At 44.5% G+C, this 8,516-nt stretch carries 8 protein-coding genes; 1 reads left to right on the forward strand and 7 read right to left on the reverse strand.

Annotated features, from left to right (window positions below; genetic code table 11):
- Nucleotides 1–126: 126 nt before the first annotated feature.
- The 7 genes from Q7Q81_RS09765 to Q7Q81_RS09795 all read right to left on the reverse strand — a co-directional run bounded on the left by Q7Q81_RS09765 (nucleotide 127) and on the right by Q7Q81_RS09795 (nucleotide 7,144).
- Complete coding sequence (locus Q7Q81_RS09765; RefSeq protein WP_304275731.1) at nucleotides 127–1,191, reverse strand: hypothetical protein; 1,065 nt, start codon at nucleotides 1,189–1,191, stop codon at nucleotides 127–129.
- Between the two features lie 317 nt (nucleotides 1,192–1,508).
- Complete coding sequence (locus Q7Q81_RS09770; RefSeq protein ID WP_304275734.1) at nucleotides 1,509–2,267, reverse strand: hypothetical protein; 759 nt, start codon at nucleotides 2,265–2,267, stop codon at nucleotides 1,509–1,511.
- Between the two features lie 419 nt (nucleotides 2,268–2,686).
- Complete coding sequence (locus Q7Q81_RS09775) at nucleotides 2,687–3,001, reverse strand: hypothetical protein (RefSeq protein WP_293689920.1); 315 nt, start codon at nucleotides 2,999–3,001, stop codon at nucleotides 2,687–2,689.
- A 92-nt stretch (nucleotides 3,002–3,093) separates the two neighbouring features.
- Nucleotides 3,094–4,197, reverse strand: coding sequence for an adenosylcobinamide amidohydrolase (locus Q7Q81_RS09780; protein ID WP_304275737.1), 1,104 nt, complete (start codon nucleotides 4,195–4,197; stop codon nucleotides 3,094–3,096).
- A gap of 155 nt (nucleotides 4,198–4,352) precedes the next feature.
- Nucleotides 4,353–5,321, reverse strand: coding sequence for a tripartite tricarboxylate transporter substrate binding protein (locus Q7Q81_RS09785; RefSeq protein WP_021720217.1), 969 nt, complete (start codon nucleotides 5,319–5,321; stop codon nucleotides 4,353–4,355).
- 27 nt (nucleotides 5,322–5,348) lie between these two features.
- Nucleotides 5,349–6,365 carry a sialidase family protein gene (locus tag Q7Q81_RS09790; protein WP_304275739.1) on the reverse strand — a complete coding sequence of 339 codons (1,017 nt, stop codon included), beginning with the start codon at nucleotides 6,363–6,365 and terminating at the stop codon, nucleotides 5,349–5,351.
- Between the two features lie 293 nt (nucleotides 6,366–6,658).
- On the reverse strand, nucleotides 6,659–7,144 hold the full coding sequence (locus Q7Q81_RS09795; protein ID WP_304275742.1) for a GNAT family N-acetyltransferase: 486 nt from the start codon (nucleotides 7,142–7,144) through the stop codon (nucleotides 6,659–6,661).
- Between the two features lie 413 nt (nucleotides 7,145–7,557).
- On the opposite strand from Q7Q81_RS09795, the gene Q7Q81_RS09800 reads away from it, so the two are divergent.
- A complete protein-coding gene (locus Q7Q81_RS09800) occupies nucleotides 7,558–8,400 on the forward strand; it encodes an Rpn family recombination-promoting nuclease/putative transposase (RefSeq protein WP_304275744.1) in 843 nt (280 codons plus the stop codon).
- The last annotated feature ends 116 nt before the right edge of the window (nucleotides 8,401–8,516 follow it).

Here is an 8,516-nt window from a genome sequence, read left to right on the forward strand (position 1 = left end):
ATAGATGGCGGAGGAATAGTAAAGGCGTTCTACCGCAGTTCGGTAGAACGCCTTGTAATGCTGTGCTGTTATGCGGTTAGCTTGGATAAATTATTTTCATGATTCATAGCAGTATTCTCACCCGCTTTACATATCTATCACATCAATATCAAGTTTTCTAATTTCTTCTATTAACTCATCCTTATTTAAGGTTCCATCCTCAAATGCCCGCTGCATATTTTTGCCGAATGAAATAGCCGGCTTGGAAAAATTTTTATACAGATTGCTAAGTTCAACTGGTTGCCAACCACATAAAGGCCATTTACGACTGCTATTTGAAAAGTCACTATATAGTTGTAAAAATGTTTTGAACTGCTGCTCCGTCAAGCATACACCAACTTCTTGCAAATCTTTTAATACAAAATCTATTTGCTTATTTATCTCGGTATACAGCACTGCACTATTAATATATTTCTCTATCAACCTAAGTATTTTCTCGGATTCGTCTACGTTCTGGTATTCTTCCAGCTCTTTCTTTTCCCATTCCCGCTTAGCATATGAGTAGGCAAATTTTTCACTATCATGCCAAAAGATAAAGTCTTTTAAGAGCTTGCCCGCAATCTTCTCTCCATTAATATCTTGGTTTACGGATTTGTTGTCAACGCTAAGGTTTTCGACAAACAGCTTTAACGCAGCTCCTTCAGCAGAACGCCAAAGCATCCCCGGCTCGTCCCATGAAAGCAGTTCATCCCTATCCAAAACGCATAATGGATGATTTAATTGCTTATCAGCAAGCCGATAATAAGAGTCGAACCTTGAATATCCTTTTTTATAAAGCTTTTTATTCAGAATAAAACGTCTGGCGGCACTGCCACGTTCTTCAGCCTCATATAGCTCATCTATCTCCAACACAAAATAGTTATGTGCCTCATATCTGGCCACTTCCGAAAAAAACAGAAAATCCTTTTTCAGGATCTGCTTTTTTGAGATTTTTTCCTTTTCAAGTATTTTAAATATATCCCATGCATCGTCAAGGATAATAGCGCCATACAAATTGGAAAAAGCATTATAGTATTTCTGAAGCAGATTAATATTTGCTCTGCCATTTTCAGTAGCTGTATCAAGACGTCCCTTTGTTTCTATAGCAAGAAGCTGATATTTTTTGTTCAAAGCTGTCTTTGAGGAAGGCTTCGGTAATGATTTGCCAGACATATTATTCCTCCTTCTCAAATCTGTCTATATTTATATTTATTCGCTGGCGGAATAAAATTTCCTGCCGAAAATGATTTGAAAAACGTGACTGTAGTTACATGTAATCGGCCTGAAAAATAAGTTTGGATCAAAAGCCAGCTTTAAATCAATGCTCACCGCATAGCTAGTGGTTTTGTTTAAAGCACTAGCTCAATTCTTTGAAAATAAACTTGATAGCGCTCTACGGGCTAAAGACACATAAAAAAATCTGCGCAAGCACACAGCCTGCGCAGATTCACCAAAGCACGAAAGGTTAAACCTTAATTCACTCAGATACCTTATTTAACTTCAACAACGATTTCCTGACCATGCGGAATATTAGGATTCATAGCATCCTTCAGCTCCTCCGGAGTTACGCCCAAATCCACATTATCCCTAACCTCTACCTGAAAATCAGTACCGGCCGGATAGTTGATATTGCTGCCCTTCATAAAAAGACCGCCCACCAGGCTAACCGCAGCAGCAACAGCCACAGCACCGCCATCGGTTTTGCCCTTGCCTTCAAGTCCTTTTCTCAACGGAACGCTTACATTGTTCAACGTCTTGATTTCCTTGCCTGCAATACGCAGTACACCCTTTCTGCCGAAGCCGCCTGCTTTTTGCACTTCATATACATAACCCATGCCTACAGTACCTTTGGGAATAACTACAACTCCGTTGATTATCAGATTTTCGGTAGTTTTGAACTCCACCTGCTGATTTTTCTTGTGAGTTTTAGAGTTAGCAGGCTCAATGAGCTCAACGTTAAGCATAGTTTTTTTAGGGATATAAATATGTCCCGGCATAACATTGGCAATTGTCACCTTTTGAGCAGCGGCCTGCTCCTCTTTTTTCTGCAGCGCAAGTCTTTCCTTAAAAGTCAGCTTCGAAGGAAATGCCTCCTTAGCAGGCATTTCTTCTTCTGCAAACGGGTCGTACTTTTCATCCACATTTACATAGCTGCTTGACGGCGCAGCATAAGCCATCGGCAAGCTCAAGCCATTAGCCATAATAATTGCACTGAGGATTGCTGCCGCAAATTTTCCTGTTGTTCTCATTTTCAAACACCTTCCCTTCAATAATTAGGATATCTTGAATACCATCATGCCCGGCATTACAGATATCATGGTAAAACAAAAGCCATTTTGCGAACTTCTCGCGTTGCCGAAGCTTTTTGACTTCTGCTTTAATATAATCTTACCATATAAATTGGACAATATCTGTCTATCTTGACTTGCTTTTATAAAATTTTTATAAATTATTTTACGCAACTTCATTTTTCTTTTATCGAACTATTGTTTTTATTCTTTGCCTATGCTATAATTATCTTAGTTGCATGAGTAGCCGCAATTTTGCGGAGCTTATGCCTAGTCATGCGGACCAGTAGCGCCTGTCGAGCTTTCGGCAGGCGCCTTTTTTGTATACAAAAAAGCATCGTAAGCTACCTCAATAGCCTACGATGCTTTTGCTTTCAGCCTTATTTGCTGTGGTGGCAGTGACCGCTGGTCTCGCCATTCATGATTTTGCGGAAAACCTCATGCGCTTCGTCTGCGCTCTTGCCGTTTTCCAATGCTTTTTTCATATGCACCATGGCAGTGCGATACTTAGCATGTGCTTCATCCTGCGGAATGCTTTCGATGTCCATCGGGTTGAACTCCATTACCTTTTTGAAGATAGCATGGATTTCGTCGCTGGATTTGCCTGCCTTTTTAGCAGCCTCTACGTGCTTCATAGCGCTTTCATACCGATGCTTGCCGTGCGGATCAGTCGGAATTTCAAATTTCGGATGCATATTATTCACCTCGCTTCCTTTGATTACAACCATAATATACACTATATTGCCGCTATAAGGTCAAGCGTATATTTATATTTTCTCACCTGAAACTAGCTCTCTTTTGCAGTTGGATGCAACCGCTCAGCGATAATTTTGTTGAACTGCTGCTGCCAGGAAGCCAGCATAACAGGCAAAGTGCCTTCATTTATAATCTCAGCTTCAACATTATATTGCTCTGCAATAGCCTGCAGCAGCTTCTGCCCTGCCAGCTGCATTTCTTTAGCGCTGATAAGCTCCCACAAATGCTGGTCCAACAGGTGCGCATAGAGCGAAGTATATACCAGCATTATATCTTCCTTAGCCAGCTTTTCGGCTGCCAGCAGATATTCCGGCTTTACTACCGCAGCATCCTGTGCGCTGTATGCCTGCCACATATCGCCCGCCTTGATGTCAAAGCGTTTGAGGCGGCGGAATACGTCATGCTGTTTTGTGGGAGTGAGGCTGGATTGCTTGGCCAGCGCTTTTTTAACTGCGTTCTTCACGGTTTTGCCGATAAGCTCACCCAGCTTGGAGTGCTTGCCTGCTCCCTCCATGTACAGCTCGCTCGCACTGTTGGCGATGATAATTGTCTGGTCTGTGCCGGAGCCTGTAGCAATACCGTTGGAATATTTGCTGCCCTCCAGCAGCTCCTGAATGGCAGCGGTCTTAGCCTCAGTGCAGGTCACCAGAGCGCGCGCCATTGTTCCTTCAGGCATATCACAGTCCAACAGCAGCATAATATTGATGGTACCATACTTCACAGGCTTGGGCTGCGGCTTATAGTAATCCGCAGGGTCACCCGCACGGCCGCCGTTAGTTTCGATGCCGCCGGTTACGATGGCGGTCACGGTAAGCTCCTTAAAGCTCATGGTTTCTACCACGACGTTTTCCATGCTGGCCGCCGTGCCCATTCCGCTCACCTTGTCCGGGTCCAGCGCCAGGCGCTTGGATACAAGGCGCATGTGCTCCACATAGGTGTCCGCCAGCATTTCGCAGGGCATACCTGCTCCCTGCTTGGCATCATAATTATATACGGCAGTGTAATCATCATGGTAACCGCCGTTATAAAGCGATGTGCTTAAGATTTTACGTGCTCCTGCGAAATAGATAACAATGCTTTTATCGTAAAAATAAACCTTATCTCCTGTCGACAAGGTACATAAATGTTCCGACATAATCAGCCTCCTTTGATTTTTATTGTTATTATAAGCTATATAGTAATAGTATGGTCAAGAGAATTACAGGTGAAATAAGAACAACAAAAAATACCGACGTCAGTAACCCTTCCGGGTTACAGCGTCGGTATTTTCATTTACGCCTTACAGCGATTTTATTTTGCTTTCTTCAGGAATTTTTCATACATTGCATGGTCTTCAGCCATCATCTTATCAGCATCGGCACCGATAATGCAGGTCGGGTCGATACCCTGTTTCATGAAATAATCCTTGAATTCCTTGGATTCGCAAACCTTTTTAGCAGCAGCGCGCAGAGCTTCCAGCTTTTCTTTCGGAGTATCCTTAGGAGCAACCAGTGCTGCCCAAGCGCGAACGGTCATGTTGTGGCCCAGCTCTTTGAAGGTCGGAACATCCGGATAAATTACGCTACGGGTGTCAGCCATAACAGCCAGAATCTTCAGGTTGCCTGCGTCTACCTGGCTCTTGAATACAGACGGGTCAGCCAAAGTTGCGTCGATGTGCTTGCCTGCCAGAGCAGCAGCAATGTCAGCGGATCCTTTCGGATACGGTACATGCTTGAATTGTACGCCGAATTCTTCTTCAAAGGAAAGTGCGGCAATATGCCAGATAGCGCCGATACCGGAGTTACCCATCTTCACCTTGCCGGGGTTTGCCTTAGCGAAGGCTACGAATTCGTCTACACTGTTATAAGGAGCATCCTTCGGCACAATCAAAGCTGCCGGAGCTGCAATCGGAGCGCAGATAGCTGCATAATCCTTATAGGTGTTTTTGCATTTGCCCTGATGCGGGAACATAGCCAGCTCAACAGTAACCATGCCCAGAGTATGGCCGTCGGGTTTAGCATTAGCCAGCTCTACCATGCCGGTTACACCGCCGCCATCGGGTTTGTTTACGGGAACAAATTTGCTGCCCTTCAGCTCTTTTTCCATGAACTGGATCAGGCCTCTGGCAGAGATATCGGTACCGCCGCCAGGAGCCTTAGGAATAATTACGGAAATATCTCCGTCTGCAGGATAAGCTGCTTTTTTGCTGTCGCCACCGCAGCCGGTAAGCATAACAGCCATGGTCAGCATAGCCATCAGCACAACTAAAATTTTCTTCATTGTTTTACATCTCCTTATATTTAAAATTTAAAGGGTAACAAGTTCATCCGCGCTCAATTTTACACATGCAATATTACAACGCTTATAGGTATAGGTAAGTACAAGGTTCTCACCGTCGGCAATAATCGCCGGATAGGAAAATTCCGCAGGCTCTGTTTCCAGGTCAAGCAGCTTTTGCCAGCTCGCACCCTCATCTGTAGATTTGAACAGACTTAAGGGAGAACGCTGACCCCAGTTGGCAGCCACCGGATTGCACACCAAGTAGAGTACACCGCCGGCAGTCCGTACCAAGTCAAGACCGCTGTTATTGTTTGGCAGACTCAAAGCGTAGGCACTGCACCAGGTTTCGCCGTCATCCGCAGAATCGCTGCGATAGACAAAGCCCTCGCTGCTGCGCAGCAGCATATGCACGCTGCCGTCCGCACTCTGCCACAGGCTCGGCTGGATTACGCCGCGTCCGTAAAACGACTGCTGGCTTACAGCAATATTACTGTCGGCAGTCTTTTCGCCTTCCTGATATTGCAGGCCATCAATCTGCACTGCAGAGGATTTATGCCAGCTTGCGCCATCATCATCACTAATATCTGCAAAGGCCTTCCAGATGCCGTGTTCGGTAGAAGCACCGGCAAGAATGCGTCCGCTCGCCAAACGCAACGGCTTATTGCGTACAGGTCCGCGCCCGCCGCTCACATCACCGGGCACCAGCTCCTGCGATCCGCTCCAGGTTTCGCCATTATCCGTCGACTGCAGCAGCCACGTCTGCCAATCGGCAATCTGCTGGCCCTGCTTGTAAAACAGCAGCAAGCTGCCGTCCGCGCCCGCAAAAAGCACCGGATTCCAGTTCGCCGCCGCCCCGTTCACCAGCAGCTTCGGCTCACTCCAGCCTGCATCCGTGCGTCTGCTTAGGTAGATACCCACATCGCTTTCGCCCTCATGCGTACCGCCGAACCAACAGCAAAGCAGGCTGCCGTCTAGCAGCGCCAATACTGTTGAAGCATGGCAGAAGGCCGTCGGCAAACAGCGCATAATCAATTCCTTTTGCATTATATCAATCACATCCAAAAAAGTCGCATAATTCTATAACATAAATATTGTAACACATATACAAAAAAGCGTAAACTATTTTCTTCACATTTCTGACAAATTTTGTCTGTCGTTACGTTGCCAACTAAGCCATCGGCAGCGCTTTACAGAACGCAGACAGAAAAAACTGCGCAGGCTTTTTGCTTGCGCAGCTGCTTATTTATTCGACACACAGCTTTTCTACATTAGATATAGAGCAGCAATATTGTCATGATGTACAAGCCAAATTAGAGCATTCCCTTAAGCTCCCCCAATTAAAATGTAAGCCTCATCTGATGCCAGACAGCATTGCCATGAGTAGATTTATCGGACACGCCCTCATCGGCAAAGCCGAATTTGGCATAATAATGAACGAGCCTATCCTTGCAGGTCAGCACCAAACCCTTTCTCCCCTGCTTTCTGGCATCCTCAATCGCACGACATATCAGCTCGCCGGCATAGCCATGCTTGCGATAAGCAGGAATTGTATTAACACCGAAAATCATCTGCCACGCGCCATTTTCATCGTGCAGCGTTGCCTTCTCGTACATTTCATCCGTCAAATCAGGCTCATCCGTCACAAAGCCGTCCACGAAGGCAATCAGCTTTTCAGCCTCATACATAAGCCAGAAATGATTGCCGTAATATTTTACCCTGTCAATAAATTCCTTTTCCGTTGCTGCCTCCGCCAGCGGAAAGCATTCTGCCTCCACTGCGGCAATCGCAGCAATATCTTCCGCAGTTGCATATTTTATAACCATAAGCTTTTTCTCCTCAATAAATTATTTATTCAAAGCACATGCATCACAATATTTTGTTACGCTTTGAATTTATCCTCATAGCACTAGCAAAAATTGCAAATCATAATAAGTATATCACGAATCGTTATCCGGTTAAACATCAAAAAAGCAGAAGATATTCTTAGAAGCTGTTTTTTGTACAAAAAGGTCATCGTATTTCAACCTATAAAAATGTTTGTTTTATGAACTATTGTTTTTATTCTTTTTCTATGTTATAATAACCTTAGTTGCATGGGTAGCCGCAATTTTGCGGAGCTCTTGCCTGGTCGTGCGGACCAGTGGCGCCTGTCGAGCTTTCGGCAGGTGCTTTTTTTTACATCTGCTGTCTTATATATTTTTGCCTTATTTTATGCTATAATCAAAGGAGGAAACATATGAAAAACCAAGTATCTAATCTTGACAAGCTCACTCTTTCCAACGATTTTCTCTTCAAGCACGTTATGCTCAGAAAGCGCATCTGCAAGCATATTCTAGAGGAGCTTTTACACACCAAAATTGCAGATATCACCTATCTTGAAGCAGAACAGACACTTGATGTTTATCCCGACAGCCATGGTATTCGTCTGGACGTCAGAATTGCTGACGACACTAATACGCATTACAATCTGGAAATGCAGGTCAAAAATCCTGTCAGCCGTACTGGTAAATTTCAACTTCCCAAGCGCACTCGCTACTACCAGGCCATGTTGGATACAGATATGCTGCAAAAGGGACAGGATTATGACGAGCTTTCTCCCACTTATATCATCATCTTCTGCCTGTTTGACTTCTTTGAGGATTCCCAGCGTATTTATACTTTTAAAAGACGCTGCCTGGAAAACATGGAGATTGAATTAGCAGATGAAGCTGCTATTATGTTTCTTAACACATTAGGCACTAAGGGCGATGTATCGCCAGATATTCAAAGCCTGTTTGACTACATCAACAACAATACAGTTACCAGCAACTTCACTCGCGAGGTTGCTGATACGATTACGGAAATCAAGAATGATAAGAAAGTGAGGAATTCCTATATGACTTACGAAATGCGTATGAAGGATATTCGTGAAGAATCTCTTGCCGAAGGTGAAGCTAAAGGTAGAGTTGAAGGTATAGCTGAAGAAAAACTTGCTACCGCCAAACGTCTTTTAAGCATGGGCTTATCTGTGCAAGATGTCGCTAAAGGTACTTCGCTTTCTGTTGAGCAGGTTGAAAAAATTAAGGCTGAACAAAAATAGTCAACCTATAACTAAAAATTCTGCCACCACCGCCGTGTGCTTCAGCACACGGCTTTTTCTCGGTTCTATAATAAGTGTTGGGGTATTGACTTGGATTAAGTCAATACCCCAACACT

The sequence above is a fragment of the Phascolarctobacterium succinatutens genome, from assembly GCF_958453765.1.
GTDB lineage: Bacteria > Bacillota > Negativicutes > Acidaminococcales > Acidaminococcaceae > Phascolarctobacterium_A > Phascolarctobacterium_A succinatutens_B.

Excerpts from the sequence above, each read along its gene's own strand:
- Q7Q81_RS09765 (WP_304275731.1), bottom strand. The coding sequence starts at position 1,191 with ATGTCTGGCAAATCATTACCGAAGCCTTCCTCAAAGACAGCTTTGAAC.
- Q7Q81_RS09790 (WP_304275739.1), bottom strand. The coding sequence starts at position 6,365 with ATGCAAAAGGAATTGATTATGCGCTGTTTGCCGACGGCCTTCTGCCAT.
- Q7Q81_RS09800 (WP_304275744.1), top strand. The coding sequence starts at position 7,558 with ATGAAAAACCAAGTATCTAATCTTGACAAGCTCACTCTTTCCAACGAT.
- Q7Q81_RS09775 (WP_293689920.1), bottom strand. The coding sequence starts at position 3,001 with ATGCATCCGAAATTTGAAATTCCGACTGATCCGCACGGCAAGCATCGG.
- Q7Q81_RS09770 (WP_304275734.1), bottom strand. The coding sequence starts at position 2,267 with ATGAGAACAACAGGAAAATTTGCGGCAGCAATCCTCAGTGCAATTATT.
- Q7Q81_RS09785 (WP_021720217.1), bottom strand. The coding sequence starts at position 5,321 with ATGAAGAAAATTTTAGTTGTGCTGATGGCTATGCTGACCATGGCTGTT.
- Q7Q81_RS09795 (WP_304275742.1), bottom strand. The coding sequence starts at position 7,144 with ATGGTTATAAAATATGCAACTGCGGAAGATATTGCTGCGATTGCCGCA.
- Q7Q81_RS09780 (WP_304275737.1), bottom strand. The coding sequence starts at position 4,197 with ATGTCGGAACATTTATGTACCTTGTCGACAGGAGATAAGGTTTATTTT.